This window comes from Streptomyces sp. NPDC051218 (assembly GCF_044455475.1).
GTDB lineage: Bacteria > Actinomycetota > Actinomycetes > Streptomycetales > Streptomycetaceae > Streptomyces.
In genome coordinates, this window is record NZ_JBITEU010000001.1 from 1054552 (window position 1) to 1074310 (window position 19759).

A 19759-nucleotide genomic window follows, 5' to 3' on the forward strand; every position below is an offset into this window, starting at 1 on the left:
GATGTCGCAGATGCACCAGCAGACTGCCGGGGCAGGTTCCACGTGCCCCGGCTGCGAAGAGCCGCTGGAATCGGGTGACCTGTTCTGCGGGGCGTGCGGGTACGACCTGTCGGCGCAGCCGGCCGGGTCGGACGACCGTCCCACCGTCGCGATGAACGGCTCGTCGGCCGCGCCACCGCCGGACGCGTCGTCACAGTGGCCCATCGCCCCGGACGTGGACAGCTCCGACATGCCGGTGCCCGCGCACCTGCCCACAGACCTGCCGGTCACGGAGTCGTCGGGCGGCGAGCTCTCCCCGAACGCGGACGCACGGGCCGCGCAGGGCGCGAGGGAGGTGCGCACCGACGCCCCTGCCGCGCGCCCCGCCGAGCCGGACGAGTACCCCCTGCCCGCTCCCGGCGCCCCGGCCCCGGAGCCCGCCGACCCGCGTACGGCCCTGCCCGACCCCACGCCGCCCGCGGGCACCAAGCTCTGCGTGGCGTGCCGTTCGGGCCGGGTGGACCCGGACGGCTACTGCGAGAACTGCGGGCACGCGCAGCCGCGCGAGCGCGACCACATGGAGCAGGAACTCGACGCGGTCGCCGCGGTCAGCGACCGGGGCCTTCGCCACCACCGCAACGAGGACGCGTTCGCCATCTCGTCGACCGCGCTGCCGGACGGTTCCCCCGCCGTCGTCGCGATCGTCTGCGACGGTGTCTCGTCCGCGACCCGCCCCGACGAGGCCTCGCTCGCCGCCTCCCGCGCGGCCAACGAATCGCTGCTCGCCGCCCTGCCGCGCGGCACGCACCCGCAGCAGGCCATGCACGACGCGATCCTCGCGGCGTCCGACGCCGTCAACGCCCTTGCCGCGGAGCCCACTGGGGCCAGGGAGCACTCCCCGCACCAGAACGCCCCCGCGTGCACCATCGTCGGCTCGATCGTCGCCGGTGGTCTGCTCGTCGTCGGCTGGGTCGGCGACAGCCGCGCCTACTGGGTCCCCGACGACCGCAGTGGTCCTGCGGCCCGCCTCACCGAGGACGACTCGTGGGCGGCGCAGATGGTGGCCGCGGGTCTGATGAACGAGGCGGAGGCGTACGCCGACGAGCGCGCGCACGCCATCACGGGCTGGCTCGGCGCCGACGCGTACGAACTGGAGCCGCACACCGCTTCCTTCAAGCCGGACCGTGCGGGTGTAGTGGTGGTGTGCACGGACGGGCTGTGGAACTACGCGGAAGCGGTGGACGAGATGGCACGCGCCGTACCCGCCGATTCCGCCGAGCGCCCGCTGCACAGCGCCCAGGTCCTGGTCGGCCACGCGCTGGACGGCGGTGGCCACGACAACGTAACAGTGGCGATTGTGCCGTTCCGTGTCGTGCCGCAAGGGGCAGGATCGGCCTAGTGGAAGCCCCCGCTGGAGGGGGCCGCCCATGCGCACTTGTCACCCACCGGCTTGGGGAAGCCGGTGGGAACGTATAGGGGGAGCAGGGATCCATGGCCAATTTCTCGAAGTCGAACGTGCCGCAGTTCTCGGTCGACGTGTACCAGAACGAGTACCTCCCGGAGGGCGGCCGCGAGGTCAACGCGATCGCCACGGTGACCTCGACCGGCGGCGGCACGGTGGGGTCCGCGGTGAGCGCCCCGCACCTCTACTCGGCGGGCCAGACCCCGGACGCGGCCGTGGCGATCATGGTCGACTGTTCCGGCTCGATGGACTACCCGCCCACGAAGATGCGCGGCGCCCGTGACGCCACGGCCGCCGCCATCGACGCCGTACGTGACGGAGTCCACTTCGCGGTGATCGGCGGCACCCATGTCGCCAAGGAGATCTATCCCGGCAACGGCCGCCTGGCGGTCGCGGGCCCCGAGACCCGGGAGCAGGCCAAGCAGGCCCTGCGCAAGCTCAGCGCGGGCGGCGGTACGGCGATCGGCACCTGGCTGCGCCTTGCCGACCGGCTCCTGTCCTCGGCCGACGTCTCCATACGGCACGGAATCGTGCTGACGGACGGCCGCAACGAACACGAGTCACCTGAGGATCTGCAGGCCTCACTCGACGCCTGCGCGGGCCGCTTCACCTGCGACGCCCGCGGTGTGGGCACCGACTGGGAGGTCAAGGAGGTCACCGGCATCGCCTCGGCGCTGCTCGGGACCGCGGACATCGTCGCCGACCCCTCGGGGCTCTCCGCCGACTTCACGCAGATGATGGAGGCGGCGATGGGCAAGGAGGTCGCCGACGTCAGCCTGCGGCTGTGGACACCGCTGGGCGCGGAGATCAAGTTCGTCAAGCAAGTGGCGCCCACGGTCGAGGAGTTGACCGACCGTCGTACGGAGGCCGGACCGCGCGCCGGCGACTATCCCACCGGGTCCTGGGGCGACGAGTCCCGCGATTACCACATCTGCGTCGAGGTGCCGAACGCCGAGCTCGGCCAGGAGATGCTCGCGGCCCGTGTCTCGCTGATCGTGCCGCAGCCGGACGGCAGCGCCCAGACGCTCTCGCAGGGGCTCGTGCGGGCCGTGTGGACGGATGACATGTCCGCTTCGACGTCGATCAACCCGCAGGTGGCGCACTACACGGGCCAGGCGGAACTGGCCCAGGTGATCCAGCAGGGCCTCGACGCACGCAAGTCGGGAGATATGGACGGAGCGACGGCGAAACTGGGCCGTGCCGTCCAGCTCGCCAGCGCATCGGGCAACGAGGACACCGCGAAGCTGCTTTCGAAGGTGGTGGACGTGGTCGACGCCGTGGCAGGTACTGTTCGATTGAAGGCGAGGGTTACCGAGGCCGACGAGATGACTCTCGAGACGCGGTCCACGAAGACCGTTCGCGTGAAGAAGTAGCACCGCTCACAACAGCACCGCCCGAAATCATCAGTAGCCCCACAGCAGCACGTACGGCCCTCAGGGCCGGAGAAGGAGAGGGGGAAGCGCCGACATGCCGACCTGCCCGAACGGACACCAGTCGGGTTCCGACGACTGGTGCGAGGTCTGCGGTCACCGCATGGCCGGTGCCGTACCGCCGCCTCCCCCGCCGCCCCCGGGCGCGCCCGGTTACGGCTATCCGCCGCCGCCCGGCCCCGGCCAGGACTCCGGGTACGGATATCCCCAGCAGAACCAGGGACGCCCGCACCTGTCGTCCGTGCCGGACCAGGCCGCCGAGCCCGAGCTCTGCCCGCAGTGCCGCACGCCCCGCGAGGCGAACGCGCCGTTCTGCGAGGAGTGCCGCTGGAACTTCCTGACGAACACGGCGACCTCGTACACCCCGGCAGCCCCGCACCCGCCGAACCCGGCCCAGCAGTTCCAGCAGCCGCCCGGCCGCCAGCCCCACGGCACCCAGCCCGGCCAGGACCCGTTCGGCTACCAGGGCTCGCGGCCCTCGCAGATGAACAGGCCCGCCGAGCCGATCCCGCCGTTCGGCAACGGCAACCCGTCCGGTCAGGTGCCTCCGCCGTACGGCGGCGAAGCGCCCCCGCCGCCCTACAGCGGCGATCCGTCGGGCCCGCCCCCGCCGCCCTACAGCGGTGACCCGTCGGGCCCGCCCCCGCAGGCGTTCCAGCAGCAGGGTCCGCCGGCTCCGCCCGCGTTCCCGCAGGAGACGGGGACTCCGCCGCCTCCCGGCCCGGGTCCCTCGGGTCCCGGCGGTCCGTCCTTCGGCGGCGGTGGCGACGACTGGGTGCTCCCGCCGCCCTCGACGTCCGCTCCGGGTCCCGGCGCACCGCAGGCTCCCGAGCAGGGCGAGTGGGGCCACCAGCAGCCGGGGCAGCAGCAGCCTCAGCAGACGCAGGCGCCGCAGGGCCCTCCCGGCTATCAGGCGGTGCCGGGGCCGAGCACCGGCACGGTCTCCTGGTCGGCGACGATCGGTCCCGACCGTGAGTACTTCATGGCGATGATGCACCGCAGCGGTCCCGAGGCGTCGGGCCTCAACCTGCCGGCGTACTCACCCGAGCAGCAGCGCCCGCTGGCCGGCAACCAGATCACCATCGGCCGTCGCAGGCACTCCACCGGCGACACCCCGGACATCGATCTCTCGGTGCCGCCGGAGGACCCGGGCGTATCGCACCAGCACGCGGTCCTGGTCCAGCAGCCGGACGGCAGCTGGGCGGTCGTCGACCAGAACTCGACCAACGGCACCACGGTCAACAACGGCGAGGAGCCCATCCAGCCGTTCGTCCCGGTACCGCTCCAGGACGGCGACCGGGTGCATGTGGGCGCCTGGACGACGATCACCATCCGGCACAGCTGAGCGGCTGATGCCGCGGGCTCACGCGAGTGGCCAGGCGTACGGCCCTTCGGGGTCATCCAGCCAGGCCCACTCGTGCGGCCCGCTGACGGAGATCCCGAACCGCTCGCGCACCGGCCGGTCCTCGCGCTGCCACAGGGCGAGGGCCTCGTAAGGATCGAGGCTCCCGGCGGTCAGTTCGAGCAGGAAGCGGAAGAGCTCGTTCTGCAGGGCCCTGCGCGGCAGCCCCCCGAGGTGCTGCTCGTGCGGGGCCCTTCTGCTGCCTCCGCGCAGCGGCACGAAGTACGCGGGGGTGTGCAGGAAGCGGCCCTCGGCATGCTGGGCGTCCCGCACCGTCAGCGCGATGAGCCCGGTGGCGAGCGGGGCCAGGATGCGGGCGCCGGGACGGCACTGGGCGAGCCAGGGGCGCGGCACGGAGGTCAGGGTGCAGGTCGCGATGATCCGGTCGTAGGGAGCGCGCTCGGGGCAGCCCACGCTGCCGTCGCCGGTGACGACGGCGGGGTGGTACCCAGCGGCCGTCAGATGCCGCCGTGCGGACTCGGTGATCTCCGGGTCGAGATCGACGGTGGTGACGTGCTCCTCGCCGACCCGGTGGGACAGGAGGGCCGCGTTGTAGCCGGTGCCCGCGCCGATCTCCAGGACGTCGCAGTCGCCGTCCCGCAGGTCGAGCTCCTCCAGCATCTTCGCCATCAGGGAGGGCTGGCTGCTGGACGAGAGCAGGTCTCCGTCGCGTACGCGGGTGGCAAGCGGGGCGTCCGCGTAGGCACCGCGCAGCCAGCGTGCCCGGCGTGCGGGGTCGAGGTCCTCGCCCCAGAGGCGTTCGTGACCGCCTCCGGATGACGTGACGTAGTAGTACGGCACGAAGAGGTGCCGCGGGACGTTCTCGAACGCCGCGCGCAGGCCGGGGTCCCGTGTCCAGGCACCGCTCGCCTCGATCTCGCGCACCAGGGCGGACGCGGCCTCCGCGGCGAGGAGTGGGTCGACTGTGGGTCCCATACAGCCACTGTGCTGCGCTATGGCTCGCGATGCGAGCGGCGAAACGTACCGATCCGGCGGAGGTAGGTCCTAAGTCTTCCGTCCTCGGTCGGCACGTCTGAGACCATGGACGGTGTGAAAGAGATCCCGCACGGCACGCTTCAGGAGCAGACCTTCTACGAACAGGTCGGCGGCGAGGAGACCTTCCGGCGCCTGGTGCACTTCTTCTACCAGGGGGTCGCGGAGGACCCGCTGCTGCGACCGATGTACCCCGAGGAGGACCTGGGCCCGGCCGAGGAGCGCCTGGCGCTGTTCCTGATGCAGTACTGGGGCGGCCCTCGCACGTACAGCGACGACCGCGGCCACCCCCGGCTTCGGATGCGGCACGCCCCGTTCACCGTCGACAGGGCCGCGCACGACGCGTGGTTGAAGCACATGCGGACCGCCGTCGACGAGCTGAAGCTCTCCGAGGAGCACGAGCGGACCCTGTGGAACTACCTGACGTACGCGGCGGCGTCCATGGTGAACTCCGAGGGCTGACGGTCCGCGGCGCTCTTCCGGTGGCGGTGGTGGCGGTAGCGGTGGCCCGGCCTCTAGGCCGGCGTCACCGAGAGGCCGCCGACTCCCGCGCGGCGCACGGCGATCGAGCCGTAGTTCGTGCGCAGTCGCAGCCACGGTCCTGACGACAGCAGGGTGAGCGAGTCCCCCCGCAGGAACCCCAGGGCCTGCGCGGCATGCGCGGCCCGCACGGGCAGGCCCGTGTCCCCGATGGTCCTGGACCAGATCTCCCGGCCCAGCTGATCGAGTTCCGCCCGGACCCGCCGCTCCTGCGGCAACTCCTCGACCCGGGACTTGAATTCGGCGACCGCGGCCGCGACGAGGCCGCGCACCGCGTCAGCCGGCGGGAGCCCGCTCTCCGGCTGCCAGCCGCCGCGCGGGGGAAGAACTCCGGCCCACGGCGGCCCGGTGACGGCCTGCGGCACGAGAGCCGTCCCCGCCGTCTCGACGGACTCCGCCGACTCCCCCACGAATTCCAGGAGTTCACCGGCGGAGACGGTGACGTCGAGCGAGGATTCGAGCCCGTGCTCGTACGGCTTCGCGAGCCGCGCCGTACGGATGGCGAGCACTTCGAACGACGGCGGCCTGCCGAACACGGCGAGCGTGTCGCCCGCCGCCTGCAGCCGGACCGCCGCGGCCTTGTCGTAGTGGATGAGCCGGGCCAGGAAGGCGGCGAGATCCCCCGCCTCCCCGGCGTCGGCGAAGTGCAGCTGCGCCGTCATGCGACGAGCGCCTCCGGACCGTCATCGGCTGCGTCGTCCATGAAGGTCAGGAGCACGGCCTTCTCCTCGGCGGTGATCCGCCGCGGCCGCTGCGCCTCCAGGTCGAAGGGCACGACGATCGTCGTCGCCCGCACGTACACCTGCTCGGGGTCCTTGACCTCGTACGAGATGGTGAGCGAGGCAGCGCCTATCTTCGTCACCCACGACTCGATGGTCACCGGCGAGTGCCGGTGGACCAACGGCCGTACATAGTCGATCTCATGACGGGCCACGACGGACCCGCCCGAGAACGACGGGCTGCCGTCCCCCGGTGCGAGCCGGAACATGAAGTCGATCCGCGCTTCTTCCAAGTACCGCAGGAAGACGGCGTTGTTGACGTGCCCGAAGGCATCCATGTCCGACCACCGGAGGGGGCAGCTGTAGATATGCCGACTCATGTCAGTCTCAGCCTCGGGTGAGCTTCTTGTAGGTGGCACGGTGCGGACGGGTCGCGTCCGCACCGAGGCGCTCGACCTTGTTCTTCTCGTACGACTCGAAGTTGCCCTCGAACCAGTACCACTTGGAGTCACCCTCGTAGGCGAGGATGTGCGTGGCGACTCGGTCGAGGAACCACCGGTCGTGGGAGATGACCACGGCCGCACCGGGGAACTCGAGCAGCGCGTTCTCGAGCGACGACAGGGTCTCGACGTCGAGGTCGTTCGTCGGTTCGTCGAGGAGGAGCAGGTTGCCGCCCTCCTTGAGGGTCAGCGCCAGGTTGAGGCGGTTGCGCTCACCACCGGAGAGCACGCCGGCCGGCTTCTGCTGGTCCGGACCCTTGAACCCGAAGGCGGAGACGTAGGCCCGCGAGGGCATTTCAACCTGCCCGACATTGATGTAGTCGAGCTCATCGCTCACCACGGCCCAGAGGGTCTTCTTCGGGTCGATGTTGGCGCGGCCCTGGTCGACGTAGCTGACCTTGACCGTGTCACCGATCTTGATCTTGCCGGAGTCCGGCTCCTCAAGGCCCTGGAGCATCTTGAACAGCGTGGTCTTGCCGGCGCCGTTGGGACCGATGATGCCGACGATGCCGTTGCGAGGCAGCGAGAAGCTCAGATCATCAACAAGAACCTTGTCGCCGAAGGCCTTCGAAAGATTCTCGACCTCGACGACGATCGAGCCCAGCCGCGGGCCCGGCGGAATCTGGATCTCCTCGAAGTCCAGCTTCCGCATCTTGTCGGCCTCGGCGGCCATTTCCTCGTAACGGGCAAGGCGGGCCTTGGACTTGGCCTGACGCCCCTTGGCGTTGGACCGCACCCACTCGAGCTCGTCCTTGAGCCGCTTGGCACGCTTCTCGTCCTTGCGGCCCTCGACCTTGAGACGGGTCTGCTTCTTCTCCAGGTAGGTGGAGTAGTTGCCTTCGTAGGCGATGGCGCGACCACGGTCGAGCTCAAGAATCCACTCGGCGACGTTGTCGAGGAAGTACCGGTCGTGAGTGACGGCGATAACGCAACCCGCGTACTTCGCGAGGTGCTGCTCCAACCAGTTCACGGACTCGGCGTCGAGGTGGTTGGTGGGCTCGTCGAGGAGGAGCAGGTCGGGCGCCTCGATGAGGAGCTTGCAGAGCGCGACGCGGCGCTTCTCGCCACCGGAGAGGGTGGTGACGGGCCAGTCGCCGGGCGGGCAGCCGAGCGCGTCCATGGCCTGCTCGAGCTGGGCGTCGAGGTCCCACGCGTTGGCGTGGTCCAGGTCCTCCTGGAGCTTGCCCATCTCTTCCATGAGCGCGTCGGAGTAGTCGGTCGCCATGAGCTCGGCAACCTCGTTGAAGCGCTTGAGCTTGCCCATGATCTCGGCGGCGCCGTCCTGGACGTTCTCCAGCACGGTCTTGCTCTCGTCGAGCTGCGGCTCCTGCATGAGGATGCCGACGCTGTAACCGGGCGAGAGGAACGCGTCACCGTTGGACGGCTGCTCAAGGCCGGCCATGATCTTCAGCACCGTGGACTTACCGGCGCCGTTGGGGCCCACGACACCGATCTTGGCGCCAGGCAGGAAGCTCAGGGTGACGTCATCAAGAATCACCTTGTCGCCGTGCGCCTTGCGCGTCTTGCGCATGGTGTAGATGTACTCAGCCAAGAGAAACCGTCCGGCAATCAGTGAGTGGGCAGATACACCCCATCTTGCCTGACAGCCACCTACCGGGGGAAACCAGTATGGCCGGGGGGCCATGACCTGGACGTTCTCTGACCGCTTGGGTAGTTGGTCTGTCACTGATTGTCGATGCGAGCGGGGTCTGCTACTCGGCTCGGTCCGAGAAGTGGTGCAGCAGGGCGAACGGCGACGACAACGCGGTGCCACTCAGGGTCAGGACATCGGTGTCCACCGCCTCCAGCACTATGGCGATCGCCAAATCCACGGCGTCGACCGGGCCGGTGGCCGTGCCCGCGGTGACGGTCCCGGTCGCCGGTACGTACTGACCCGGCTCCATCGTGACCCGGACGCCCGCTCTCTCCAGAACCTTCGCCCTGCCCAGACCCTCAGCGGAGTAGACATACTCCCGGCTCTCATACGAGATGCGCAGCGCTCGGTCCTCCTTCCGCAGAGCCCGGGCGTTGAACCGCAGCTCTGCGGGCCGGCCGGCGAGGGTGAGCTCCGCCCTGGACAGCGAAGGCTGCCCCGATCTGCGCTTCCCACGGAAGGTCGTGTCCGGGAAAGCGGGACCGCTCAACCGAACGGTGTCCAACCCCTTCTCGAGCGGCCTGTAAAGCGGGCAGCGCTCCACGGTGACGGATCCGAAGTGCCCCACATCCGCTGTGAATCCGGCCTTGGGCGTCGTCTTCTTGGTGCCTGTGCCGGTGCTGTACGGCGTCAGCTCGAACTGCAAGGACTCACTGCTCGTTTCCATGGCGACAGCCGCTCCTTTCCTTCCATGCATCGCTAATCGAATGGATTGAGGGCGCTGCCCAGCTTCTTGGCGCCGTCGGCGAAGTCGCCCGCCTTGTCACCGACCCAGTCGGCTGCCTCACCTGCGCCTTCCTTGATGTCGTCCCAGTGCTCGACGACCTTCAATCCCCCGTAGACGATGCCGGTCCCAACGGCGAGACCGATCGTGACCGGATTAGGTGCGACCATCGCAGCGGTCAGGGTGGCGTTGAACCCGACCTCCGCGTAATTGGCCAAGTAGCCGGCCTTACTCTTCTTCCACTCCTTGCCGTGGTCCATGGTGGCGATGTTGGCCACAGAGAATGCCGTCGCGCCTGCTGACCCTACGATGCCCGCCCCGCGCCACAGCCCCGCGGTCTTCGCTGCCGCTCCGAACCCACCGGCTTTCCCGACCGTCAGGAGGCTGGCTTGTCCCGCGCGCGTGACCGCCTGCCCGGAGTGTGTCAGCCCACCGTACGCGCGAGCCATGTCGTCCGACCCGGCGAAGAAATTGATGGCCTGATTGGGAGTGAAGCCAAGCATTTTGGCGTTCATGAAGCCGCGTGCGCGCAGCTTGTCCCACCCTCCGCCCCAACGGTCGCCAATGAAACCGGAACTAAGGGGAACGTTGGCCACCCTTTGGTACGCCTGACTCCGGGAGGCCATATTGCCGAGCTGTCCGGGAAACCAGCTACCAGGTGCAGCCAACGAGCGTATTGGCGGGTTGTAACTGCCGAGCTTCGTGCCAGCCCAACGCAAAATAGGGTTGCTGCCGGCCGCGGTCCACCGTGTCGCGAGGGCATCCTTCATAGGCCCCAGCTTGCCGGTCTTCACCGCATTGCCCAGTAGCACCTTGGTTCCCGAGAGGCCGCTTGCGGCCACAACCTGGGCTGCGGCCGCGACGTTGAACGCGTCGGATCCGAACTTGATCATCCCGGTGAGGGACTCTTCGTGCGGCTCCAGACCAGGGATCTTCGCCAGCGCGTGCGCCTCAAGCCGTGCGACCCAGTCGCCAAGCTTTTCCCCCGGCTGTCGTGTCAGGTCCTTCGCGTTCGGATCGTCACTCGCTGCTACCGAATTGGCCAGCAGTAGCGTTTCCGGCTTGATCCCTTCGCCCTTGTACTTCTCCAGGTCCTTCATCGTGAACCCGGCCCACAGCAATCCGGCCATCGGGTCGCCGTTCTCCAGGCGCAGGATGGTGGCACGTCTACGCAGGTCCTTGCCCTGGCTGCGGCTCCAGGAGCTCATCGGCTTCAGGGAGGAAAGATGTCCACTTACCCCTAGTTGGGCGGCTCTAGTGAAGGCCTCGTTGAGGCGTTCCTCTACGCCACCGCGCCCGTCCACGAGTTTCGACAGTTGCTCGAGATCCTCGGCATTCGCCGTGCGAAACGTCATTCCCGCCCCCGCCCCTCAGTAGCCGACTTGTCCTCGCCGCCAGCGCCTCAGAATAGGCTGCCGGGGCGGCCAGCGGCTGCCGTAGGAGCATCGAGCCCGGATCGCCCACGCTCCGCGGTCGGCGCCATCCACCATCCTGCACAAACGCTGATGTTCCCTGAACGGTTCCTCTGGGATGCCGGGGGTTTCGGTATCCCCGACCCTTGGGCTCAGAGCCCGCGCCGCACCACTGGTCACCGACTGTCGCCCTTGATCGGCGGCCGGCCGTCATGGACGGCCCGCCAGCCCGCCGCGCCCGCTCCGTCGTTCAGTCCTCCGACGGCTCCGTCGGGTCCTTCTTCTTGCGGAGGAGGAACATCGCTGTTGCGCCGAGTACGACCATGACCACCGCTATTCCGGCGATCATCGGGGTCGCGCTGGAGCCGCCCGTTTCCGCTAGGTCGCCGCTGCCTGTGCCCGTGCCGCCTGCCGATGCCGGGCTCGGGTCGGAGGCCGGCTCTGCCTTGTTGCCGATCGTCCTGCTCTCGGTCTGGCAGTCGAGCACGCCCTTGAAGCGCTTCTCGAAACCGTTCGGGCCCTTGATCGTGAAGTCGTAGGCCTGGTCCTCCTGCAGCGGGATCGTCACCGTTCGCGACGTGCCGGCCTCGATCGTGTGCTTGAGGCCCATGAGGCGGAACGTGAACGGCCGGTCGCCCTTGTTGCTCGCCGTGATGTCCACGCCGTTCTTGGCGCAGTTCTTCTCCGCCGACAGGGCCGGTATCGCACCGTCCTTGGCCCACGTCGCGTTCGCCGTCGCGGAGACCATGGACTCGCTGGAGCCCGCGAGGATCTGCGTCTGGCTCCGGGTCTCGGAGGCGAAGGCCCGGCCGACGGGAACCGTGGTCGACGCCTGGACAGTGAGCGCCGCCGAGCCGTCCGGGGCGTCCTCGGGGACGTCGAAGAACAGCTGGCTGCCATCGGACGCCGAGGTGACGGGCTTGCCGTCCTTGCCGACGACCTTCACTCCGCTCGCCACCGCGTCCGCGGGCGGGGTCACGGACACGGCGTCCGCGTCCGTCCGCACAGTGACCGGACCCACCCGCTCCCCGGCGCGTCCGGAGACCGCGGGCGGGTCGAGGGTCAGCGACGCCTTGGGCTCCGCCGCGCCGCGGGCGCTCTTGTAGAGGTAGTCCGCGAGCTTCTCGGCCTGCGGGTCGACGGCCTCCACCTCGGCGCTGTCCGAGTACCGCCAGATCGCGACCTGGGTGCCGGCCGCCGCCGCCTGCTCGGTGAGCGCACGTGCGCCCGCCTTGTGGGCCAGCGCGGCGAGGTCGTTCACCTGGGGGTAGGAGTTCTGCAGGATCCAGCGGATCCTGCCCGCGTCCTTGTTGCCGTTCAGCGAAGTGCCGCTCCAGGGGGTCTCCTGGTACTCCGCGTCCTTCTGCGTGGGGTTGTGGATGTCGATGCAGTACGTCTGCAGGGTGCCGCCGCCGTCCACGGACATCTCGAAGAGCCCGGCGGGCACCTGCTGGCTGGCCCCGGCGTCACGGACGACGGCCTGGCCGTACGTCTGGAGCCCGCCCAGCGTCGCGAGGGCTCCGCCCCTGTGCTGCGGAGTCTCTTCCGCCGCGGCGGAACCCGCGCCGGCTATCGCACCCGCCGCGAGCGCCCCGGTCGCCAGCGTCACCGCGGCGAGGCGCGCGGCGCCTCGTCTCCCCCGGGAGGGCGCAGAGCACGCGCGGCCCCCCGAGAGGGCAGAGAACGCCGACAACACTGATCGCGCAAAAGACACAGAATTCCCCTCCGGACGGGACCCGTTCACTTCGAGGGGGGTGATCCCGCCAGCAGATCGAAAGGGGCAGACTCGCCTGCCACCTGCGTGGCATCCACTACCAACTGCCCCGTTAGCTACGTTCGGCATCCTAGGGACGCGGCACACCACGACCCCCCGTCCTACCGTTCGATAACCGATCCGACTCGGAATCGTTATCGCCAACAACCTTTCAGAACCGGTCTTATCGACAAATCCATGACACTCATTCGCCGATAAGCCGCACATCGGTCGCCAGCCCCCCCCTGACGACCTCTCACCCCACCGGCTCCGGCTCGGGATCGGGCTCAAGTACCGGCTCGCGCGCCGCCGCTGGGTCCGTCAGTGCCGCGTTCGCCTTGAGCACGCGACGGAACGCCGCCGTCCCGCGCGAGAGATCGTGACCGATGGTCATCGCGTCGATGTCCGCCGACGTCCAGTGCTGGCCGCCCCGCTCCTCGTCGCGCACCTTCAACTTGCCCTGCACGATGACGGGTTCACCGATCGTCAGTGACCCCTGCACGTTCGAACCGAGCGCTCGCCTCGCCCACACCGTGAAGAAGTTGGTGTGCCCGTCGGCCCAGACGTTCTGCACCGCGTCGTAGTACCGCGCCGTCACCGCGAGCCGGAACCGCGCCACCGGCCCGGAGGGCAGTTCCCGGAACACGGGCGTCGTCGCCACGTTCCCCACCACCGTCACCAAGGTCTCGTTCATGCCGAACCCCTCCCTCGTCCACTCCGCTTCCGCCGCCGCGGTGGTCGGTCCCGCGGCTTCGATCTCAGAGTGAACCGGTCGGCACGATCTCGCTGAGCCCTGTGGTCTACCGGCCAGTTGTGGAAAACTCCCTCACCCGAACGGGGCGCCCGGCCGCCCCTCATCACTGACCACCCTCACCACTGACCACCCTCACCCCACCGCCGCCCCCGTCACCCGCACGTACTGCTCCCGCACCTCCAGATACCGCAGCAGCTCAGCCGCCAGCGGATCAAGGACCCTCGCCCGCCCGCACCCGGCGGCCGCCTCCCGCAGCCGTCGTTCCGCGTCCAGGCCGTAGCGTCGCGCGGGGCCCCTCGCCGCCATCCGGCTCCCCCACTCCACGCAGGGACCGCCGACGATGCCGATCAGCATCAACAGCACCGGCACGCCCAGGTTTGGCTCCGCGATCCCGATGATCTGCGCCACCAGCCAGAGCCCGCCCACGATCTGGAGCAACGTCATCGCCGCCTGGGCGAGGACCGCGACCGGCCACCAACCGGGCCGCGGAGGCCTCCCCTCCGGCACCCCGGCCGACACCGTCAGCGCGTCGAGCGCCTCGGGCAGCCCCTCCGCGCCCCGCACAGCCGCCTCCCGCACCGCCTGGCCCCAGGGCTGGGGCAACCCGTAGGCGGCCTCGTCGGCAACCGTGCGCACCGCGTTCTCCACGCGCTGCCGAGCCGTGGCCTCCTCGTCCGGCGGCGTCGGAGCCACGGGCCAGCCGATGCCCCGCGGCGCGCGCTGGGCCTCGTACCAGCGCCACAGCCTCAGCCATGGCGTGCCGCACGCCTTGCCCGCGTTGCGCTGCCAGGCCCGTTCCGCGGCCTGCCCCGCGGCCGCCGCGCCCACCGCGTCCGCGAGCCGGTCGGTGAACTCCTCGCGCGCTTCTTCGCTGAGCCCGATCCACGACCTGCCGCGGCCTCCGTGCCACCCGGCCCCGGCCGCGTACACCGGCCACAGCTCGTCGGCGGTGGCGTCCAGGTCGGCCGCGATCCGCCGGGCGGCGGCGCCGCGCTCCTTGGTGAACTGACCGAGCGTCTCCCGGAGTTCACCGATCCCCTCGCCGGTCAGCGCGGAGAGGGCGAGCACGGTGGCGCCGGGCTCGCCGTGCTCGCCGAGGGCGATGCCGTCCTCGTCGAGCAGTCGCCGTAGATCGTCGAGCACCTGGTCGGCGGCGTCGCCCGGCAGCCGGTCCACCTGGTTGAGCACGACGAACATGACCTCGGCGTGCCCCGCCATGGGCCGCAAGTAGCGCTCGTGGAGCATGGCGTCGGCGTACTTCTCGGGGTCGACGACCCAGATGACCGCGTCGACGAGGGCGAGGATCCGGTCCACGTGCGCGCGGTGCTCCCCGACCGCCGAGTCGTGGTCCGGCAGGTCGATCAGGACGAGGCCTTCCAGCGTGTCCGTGTCCGGGCCCTGCAGCGGGCGTCTGCGCAGCCGCCCCGGGATGCCGAGCCGGTCGAGCAGCGCCGCGGCACCGTCGGTCCAGCTGCAGCCGATGGGGGCCGCCGTGGTCGGCCTGCGGACGCCGGTCTCCGAGATCGTCACCCCGGCCAGGGCGTTGAACAGCGTCGACTTGCCGCTCCCCGTGGCGCCCGCGATGGCGACGACCGTGTGCCTACCGGAGAGCCTGCGCCGGGCGGCTGCCTCATCGAGGACGCGGCCCGCCTCGGCGAGCGTGGCGCTGTCCAGCCGGGTGCGCGAGAGCCCGACGAGCTCACGCAGGGCGTCGAGCCGGGCGCGCAGGGGCCCTTCGTAGGCGGTTGAAATGCCGGACGGAGCTTCGGTCGAAGTGCTGGATGTGCTGGATGTGCTGGATGCCGTACTGGATGACGTACTGGAGAGAGCACCGGATGGCGTAACGGACGGTGCTCCGGACGGGGTCTCCGACGAGGCGGTCGAGGCATACGGGTCGAAGCCACCTCCGGGCCGCCCACCTTCCGAACGGCTCCCCGAGCCGCCGCTCGCCCCTTCGCCCGCTCCCTGGGCGGAGCCCTCGCGCGTGGCGCCGCCGCGTCGCGCGATCAACCCGTCGTCCCAAACACCCTCGGAGTCGCCACGGGCCTCCCCGGCAGCGTCCTCGGGATTCTTCAGACCCTTGCGAGGCTCATCGCGCTCCCGGTCCCGCCCACGCTCCCGCTTCTGCTCGCGATCGCGATCGCGCTCACGTTCGGGCTCGTGCTCACGCTCGGGCTCGCGCTCGGTGTGATCAGTGACAGCAGTCACCGCGGGTCACCTCTCCTTCTGCAGTACGGACAGCGCGGCGATCAGGTCGGCCTGGGGTTCGGGGTTGACGTCGAGGGCGTCGAGAGGTGCGAGGCGTCGCTCGCGCTCCGCGCCCAGGACGTTGTCGATGTACGTGGAGAGCAGGCGTCCGCCCCGGTCCCGCAGCCGGAGCGCTCCGTGGGCGCCGATCCGCTCGGCGAGCGTCTCGCCGGCCGAGCGGCCGCGGTCCCCGCCGAGCAGGGCCGTGGCGAGCAGGGCGGCCACCATCTCGGGGTCCGGGAGGAAGCTCTTCTCGACCCGGTCGAGCCCGCGGACCTCGTCCTCCGCGTACTCCTCCAGGACGCGTCGCCAGCGCCGTACCGCCATCCCGATGCGGTGCTCGGCGCTCTCGGCGCTCTCGATGGACCGGTCACGGTCGCCGAGGCCGGGGGCGGCGGCGGCCGGTTCGCGCCGCCACACCTCGTCGATGCGCTCGTCGGCGGCTGTCACCGCGCACAGCAGGAGCGCCTCCAGGCTCTCGGAGACGGCATCGAGGAGCTCACCGGCGCCGCAGTCCAGGGGGTAGCTGCGCCAGCGCTTCAGCGCGTCGCCCGCGAGGACGGCACCGGCCTGCAGACGCTCCCGCACGCGCGCGTGCTCGTGTCCGTACGCCTCGTCGACGGCCGAGGTGAGCCGCAGAGCGGCCGCGTACTGGATGGCGACGGCGCCCGCGAGCTCCGGGACCCGCACGTTCAGGGACTGGATGACGCCGTGGGCCGTGCGGGCGATGGCCTCTCCGCGGGCCGCGGGCTCCTGGGACCGGTGAGTGAGCCAGGCCCGCAGCGGCGCCACGGCGGTGGCCGGAAGCAGCCCGCCGCCGCGGGTGGACTCGGGCAGCTCGGGCACGGTGAAGCGGGGCACGTCGCCCAGGCCCGCCTTGACGAGCAGCGCCCCGTACTGCCGCGACACCTCGGCCACCAGCTGGTGCGGCACCCGGTCGAGGACGGTGACGAGGGTGGCGTCGTGCTCCTTGGCGGTACGCAACAGGTGCCAGGGCACGGCGTCCGCGTACCGGGACGCGGTGGTCACCATGACCCAGACGTCGGCCGCGGAGATCAGCTCGGCGGCGAGGGTCCGGTTGTCGGCGACGAGGGAGTCGACGTCGGGGGCGTCCAGGAGCGCGAGCCCCTGGGGCAGGGTCTCCGAGGTCTCGATGCGCAGCGCGCGCTCGCCGTCGGGGGTCAGCGGGAGCAGCTCGTCGCTCCCGTCGTCGTCCTCGTCGTTCGTGGCCGAAGGCTCCGGACGGGGCACCCACACGCGCGTGAGGTCGGGCAGTACGCGCATGCCGGCGAACCAGTGATGATCCTCCGGATGGCATACGAGGACCGGCGTCCGCGTCGTCGGGCGCAGCACCCCCGCCTCACTGACCTGCCGGCCGACGAGGGAGTTCATGAGGGTCGACTTGCCCGCCCCGGTGGAACCCCCGATCACGGCGAGCAGCGGCGCTTCGGGGGCCCGCAAGCGGGGCACCAAGTAGTCGTCGAGCTGGGCAAGGAGCTCGTCCCGGTTGGCACGCGCGCGTGGCGCCCCCGGCAAGGGGAGCGGAAAGCGTGCGGCGGCGACACGCTCGCGCAGGGCGGAGAGTGCGTCGAGCAGTTGAGGCCGTACGTCCAAGGTCACCACATGCGAAGAATGCCCAATTTTGGCGGCTTTCTGAAGCATATGGACACCCCTGCGCGCCGATCGGACACATGGGACGGAAGGGGCGACTGGGGCACAGGCATAACGAGTGCACAACACCCGGGGCGCGAGACGCCAAAAGCGATGCGAGATTCGCACCTGCCTGCGATTATCAGGACCGCTTCACTGAACCTCCACATAGTGCCGCGGAGGCGAAGCACCAGGGACACGGACCCGGGAGCCCTATCCTTGTCCCCGGCAAGGTCACGGCTCGTCCCCACCCGGGCTCCAGGCCACCGGCCACCATCCGGCCCCCGTAGCTCAGTGGATAGAGCAGGCGCCTTCTAAGCGCTTGGCCGCAGGTTCGAGTCCTGCCGGGGGCGCTTCAGTCCACCCTTGTTCGGCCCTCCACCTCGGAGGGCCTTTTTGCTGACGGGGCGGCAGCACGGAGCGAGCGGTCCGGTCAGCCTCTGGGGTCGGCGTACAGGGTTTCGATCTCGGTTGCGTATGCCGTCGTCACCGCGTGCCGTTTGATCTTCAGGGACGGGGTGAGCAGGCCGTTCTCCTCGGTGAAATCGCCCTCGACGAGGGTGAACCTGCGGATGGACTCCGCTCGTGAGACCGCCGCGTTGGCGTAGTCCACGGCCTTCTGGACCTCCGCGATCATCTTCGGGTCCCGGCACAGTTCGGCGAGCGGGGTGTCCTTGGGGCGCTTGCGCACGGTGAGCCAGTGTTCGACTGCCTCCGGGTCCAGTGTGACGAGCGCCGCGACGTACGAGCGGTTGTCGCCGACGACACTGGCCGACCGGCGCCCGGCTGCGCAGCCGGTCCTCCAGGATCGCCGGGGAGACGTTCTTGCCGCCGGACGTGACGATGATGTCCTTCTTGCGCCCGGTGATCGTGAGATAGCCGTCCTCGTCGAGCGCCCCCAGATCGCCGGTCGCGAACCACTCGTCCCGCAGCACGGCGTCCGTCGCGTCCGGGTTGTTCCAGTACGACCCGAAGACGATGCCGCCCTTGACGAGCACCTCTCCGTCGTCCGCGATGCGTATGGATGTGCCCGGCACCGGCGTCCCCACCGTGCCGGGGCGGGGCTTCAGCGGTGGCGTGATGGTCGCGGCGGCCGTGGTCTCCGTCAGGCCGTACCCCTCGTAGATGATGATCCCGGCGGCGTAGAAGAAGAGGTTGAGGCGCCGGTCCAGGGGGGAGCCGCCGCTGATCGCGTACCGCAGCCTGCCGCCGACCTCCTTGCGGATGCGGCGGTAGACCAGCAGTTCGTAGAGCGCCCAGCCCAGGTAGAGACCGAGGGAGGGTCCTGGGCCGCGTGTGCCCTTGCCCTTCCCCGCGTCGAGGAACTTGTTCAGGTACGCATCGCCGAACCGCACCGCGATCCCCTCGGCCCGGTCGAAGGACGCGGCTCGCCCGATCTTCTCCGCTGTCGCACGGCCCGTGTCGTGGATCTTCTCGAAGAGGTACGGGACGCCAACGACGAACGTCGGCCTGAACGAGCGCAGCTCGGGCCGCAGTTCGTCCGGCTTGATGCTCGGGCAGTGGCCCAGTTCGATGCGGGCGAGCATGCAGGCGATCTGGATGGTGCGGCCCAGGATGTGGGCGAGGGGCAGGAAGAGGAGCGTGGAGGCGACCTGGCCGGTGATCTCCTTGAAGATGGGGTGCAGCAGATCGACCGTGTTCGCGGCCTCCGCGAGCAGATTGCCGTGGGTGAGGACGCAGCCCTTGGGCTTGCCCGTCGTGCCCGATGTGTAGCAGATGGTGGCGATGGATTCCGGGGTGAGGGCGGCTCTCCTCTTGGCCACCTCCTCGTCGGGCAACTCCCCGCCCTGGGTCGCGAGTTCGAGCAGGGCCCCGTCGTCTACGCAGAGGATGCGCGGCGGCTCGGTGAGGCCCGCGACCGCCGTCTCGGCCGTCGCGACGTTCTCCTCCGTCTCCGCGAGCAGCAGCGTCGCGCCGGAGTCCCGTACGATCCACTCGATCTGTTCCGCCGCCGACGTCGCGTACACGGGCACGCTCTGTCCGCCCGCCGCCCAGATCGCGAAGTCCAGTACGGCCCACTCGTACCGCGTACGGGACATCAGCGCGACCCGGCCGCCCGGCTGGAGACCGGCTGCGATCAACCCCTTGGCCGTGGCCGTGACTTCGTGCGCGAAGGCCGCCGTGGTGACCGGGCGCCACTGGCCGGCCTGCTTGCGGCGCAGGACGATCGCGCCGGGTGCCTCCGCGGCGTTCGTGAAGGGGATGTCGGCGGCGCTGCCCGCGGTGGCCTTCGGCGCGAGCGGGGCGGTGTGCGCCTCGCGCACGGTTCCTTGCTCGTCCCTGACGATCTCCACCGGGGCCCGATCGGCCAGCTCGCTGTGGCGTTGTGCCCGTTTCAGATCCTTGCGTACGCCCATGACGGCTCCCGGCTCGCGGCTCGCGGCTACCTGTCAGCTGCTGACGTGCTGAGGTCGTGCTGAGGTCATGCAGAGGTCATGCAGAGGTGGTGCGGTGCGTACTTACTGAGGGGTCAACTTACTTGAGCGTAGGGAAAGTTCAATGGGGTGGGCGCCGAAGAA

14 protein-coding genes, 1 tRNA gene and 1 pseudogene are annotated in these 19759 nt (G+C 70.1%); 5 read left to right on the forward strand and 11 right to left on the reverse strand.

Annotated elements, in window-relative coordinates; translation table 11 throughout:
- Position 1: 1 nt before the first annotated feature.
- The 3 genes from ACIBCK_RS04780 (at position 2) to ACIBCK_RS04790 (ending at position 4216) form a co-directional block, all read left to right on the forward strand.
- Positions 2–1378 (forward strand): protein phosphatase 2C domain-containing protein, encoded by a 1377-nt coding sequence (locus ACIBCK_RS04780; protein ID WP_399386702.1) that lies wholly within the window; start codon positions 2–4, stop codon positions 1376–1378.
- 92 nt (positions 1379–1470) lie between these two features.
- The gene (locus ACIBCK_RS04785) at positions 1471–2814 is read left to right on the forward strand and encodes a VWA domain-containing protein (protein WP_399386703.1); all 1344 of its coding nucleotides are present in this window, start codon (positions 1471–1473) and stop codon (positions 2812–2814) included.
- Positions 2815–2908: 94 nt separating this feature from the next.
- Complete coding sequence (locus ACIBCK_RS04790; protein WP_399386705.1) at positions 2909–4216, forward strand: FHA domain-containing protein; 1308 nt, start codon at positions 2909–2911, stop codon at positions 4214–4216.
- 18 nt (positions 4217–4234) lie between these two features.
- Here the strand turns inward: ACIBCK_RS04790 and ACIBCK_RS04795 are convergent, their stop codons facing one another.
- Positions 4235–5209: a methyltransferase domain-containing protein gene (locus tag ACIBCK_RS04795; protein WP_399386706.1), complete on the reverse strand. Its 975-nt coding sequence runs from the start codon at positions 5207–5209 to the stop codon at positions 4235–4237.
- Between the two features lie 105 nt (positions 5210–5314).
- Between ACIBCK_RS04795 and ACIBCK_RS04800 the strand changes: the two genes are divergently transcribed.
- Positions 5315–5728, forward strand: a complete 414-nt coding sequence (locus ACIBCK_RS04800; protein ID WP_399386708.1) for a globin — start codon at positions 5315–5317, stop codon at positions 5726–5728.
- A gap of 53 nt (positions 5729–5781) precedes the next feature.
- Here ACIBCK_RS04800 and ACIBCK_RS04805 read toward each other — a convergent pair whose 3' ends face one another.
- From ACIBCK_RS04805 to ACIBCK_RS04845, 9 genes are all read right to left on the reverse strand, one after another.
- Positions 5782–6468, reverse strand: coding sequence for a hypothetical protein (locus tag ACIBCK_RS04805; RefSeq protein ID WP_399386709.1), 687 nt, complete (start codon positions 6466–6468; stop codon positions 5782–5784).
- Positions 6465–6905 (reverse strand): acyl-CoA thioesterase, encoded by a 441-nt coding sequence (locus ACIBCK_RS04810; RefSeq protein WP_399386711.1) that lies wholly within the window; start codon positions 6903–6905, stop codon positions 6465–6467. Before ACIBCK_RS04810 ends, ACIBCK_RS04805 begins: the two co-directional genes overlap by 4 nt.
- Before the next feature lie 7 nt (positions 6906–6912).
- Entirely contained in the window at positions 6913–8577 is a 1665-nt protein-coding gene (gene ettA / locus ACIBCK_RS04815) for an energy-dependent translational throttle protein EttA (RefSeq protein ID WP_399386713.1), read from the reverse strand.
- 160 nt (positions 8578–8737) lie between these two features.
- On the reverse strand, positions 8738–9346 hold the full coding sequence (locus ACIBCK_RS04820) for a hypothetical protein (protein WP_399386715.1): 609 nt from the start codon (positions 9344–9346) through the stop codon (positions 8738–8740).
- A gap of 32 nt (positions 9347–9378) precedes the next feature.
- Positions 9379–10758: a PE-PGRS family protein gene (locus tag ACIBCK_RS04825; protein WP_399386717.1), complete on the reverse strand. Its 1380-nt coding sequence runs from the start codon at positions 10756–10758 to the stop codon at positions 9379–9381.
- Positions 10759–11065: 307 nt separating this feature from the next.
- Positions 11066–12511, reverse strand: a complete 1446-nt coding sequence (locus ACIBCK_RS04830; RefSeq protein ID WP_399387253.1) for a Cys-Gln thioester bond-forming surface protein — start codon at positions 12509–12511, stop codon at positions 11066–11068.
- 313 nt (positions 12512–12824) lie between these two features.
- A complete protein-coding gene (locus ACIBCK_RS04835) occupies positions 12825–13262 on the reverse strand; it encodes a single-stranded DNA-binding protein (RefSeq protein ID WP_399386718.1) in 438 nt (145 codons plus the stop codon).
- Between the two features lie 192 nt (positions 13263–13454).
- Entirely contained in the window at positions 13455–15530 is a 2076-nt protein-coding gene (locus ACIBCK_RS04840; protein WP_399386719.1) for a GTPase, read from the reverse strand.
- A gap of 6 nt (positions 15531–15536) precedes the next feature.
- A complete protein-coding gene (locus ACIBCK_RS04845) occupies positions 15537–17192 on the reverse strand; it encodes a dynamin family protein (RefSeq protein ID WP_399386721.1) in 1656 nt (551 codons plus the stop codon).
- Positions 17193–17499: 307 nt separating this feature from the next.
- Between ACIBCK_RS04845 and ACIBCK_RS04850 the strand changes: the two genes are divergently transcribed.
- Positions 17500–17572: transfer RNA gene (locus tag ACIBCK_RS04850), tRNA-Arg, on the forward strand.
- A gap of 80 nt (positions 17573–17652) precedes the next feature.
- On the opposite strand, the pseudogene ACIBCK_RS04855 reads toward ACIBCK_RS04850, so the two are convergent.
- A pseudogene (locus ACIBCK_RS04855) lies at positions 17653–19597 on the reverse strand (AMP-dependent synthetase/ligase).
- Positions 19598–19759 lie beyond the last annotated feature (162 nt).

Bases quoted from the DNA above. Each gene is read 5' to 3' on its own strand.
- ACIBCK_RS04785 (WP_399386703.1), top strand. From the start codon at position 1,471: ATGGCCAATTTCTCGAAGTCGAACGTGCCGCAGTTCTCGGTCGACGTG.
- ACIBCK_RS04795 (WP_399386706.1), bottom strand. From the start codon at position 5,209: ATGGGACCCACAGTCGACCCACTCCTCGCCGCGGAGGCCGCGTCCGCC.
- ACIBCK_RS04800 (WP_399386708.1), top strand. From the start codon at position 5,315: ATGGACGGTGTGAAAGAGATCCCGCACGGCACGCTTCAGGAGCAGACC.
- ACIBCK_RS04805 (WP_399386709.1), bottom strand. From the start codon at position 6,468: ATGACGGCGCAGCTGCACTTCGCCGACGCCGGGGAGGCGGGGGATCTC.
- ACIBCK_RS04780 (WP_399386702.1), top strand. From the start codon at position 2: ATGTCGCAGATGCACCAGCAGACTGCCGGGGCAGGTTCCACGTGCCCC.
- ACIBCK_RS04825 (WP_399386717.1), bottom strand. From the start codon at position 10,758: ATGACGTTTCGCACGGCGAATGCCGAGGATCTCGAGCAACTGTCGAAA.
- ACIBCK_RS04790 (WP_399386705.1), top strand. From the start codon at position 2,909: ATGCCGACCTGCCCGAACGGACACCAGTCGGGTTCCGACGACTGGTGC.
- ACIBCK_RS04835 (WP_399386718.1), bottom strand. From the start codon at position 13,262: ATGAACGAGACCTTGGTGACGGTGGTGGGGAACGTGGCGACGACGCCC.
- ACIBCK_RS04810 (WP_399386711.1), bottom strand. From the start codon at position 6,905: ATGAGTCGGCATATCTACAGCTGCCCCCTCCGGTGGTCGGACATGGAT.
- ACIBCK_RS04820 (WP_399386715.1), bottom strand. From the start codon at position 9,346: ATGGAAACGAGCAGTGAGTCCTTGCAGTTCGAGCTGACGCCGTACAGC.